This is a genomic window from Chryseobacterium sp. SIMBA_028 (genome assembly GCF_046535285.1).
Classification (GTDB): domain Bacteria; phylum Bacteroidota; class Bacteroidia; order Flavobacteriales; family Weeksellaceae; genus Chryseobacterium.
This window is the reverse complement of record NZ_JAWRWZ010000252.1, coordinates 1-274: the sequence shown is the minus strand read 5'-3', so window position 1 is coordinate 274 and position 274 is coordinate 1. Positions and strand designations below refer to the sequence as shown.

Here is a 274-nt window from a genome sequence, read left to right as displayed (position 1 = left end):
GACATTTATTTCATCTTCAAAAACGAATAAAGAAATAAAAGACGACAATAAAGACCTAAAAAAAGAAAAAGGATACAAATTATATTCTGAAATTGTAGAACTAGACAACGGGCAGACTATTATTTCAGAATTTAAAGATGAAAAATCCGGTTCTAAAGATATCATGGTAAGTCTTTTCAATAAGGATCACCAGAAACTCTGGGAATATAGATTTTTTGATAAGGATCATAAAAATAATTCTGTCAAGTTTAAAGTTGCCAATTATGACGATGAT

Annotated in this window: 1 protein-coding gene; it reads left to right on the top strand. The window is 28.1% G+C overall.

Annotated elements, in window-relative coordinates; translation table 11 throughout:
• A partial coding sequence (locus SCA31_RS23335; protein ID WP_410699402.1) for a hypothetical protein occupies positions 1-274 on the top strand: 274 nt, incomplete at both ends.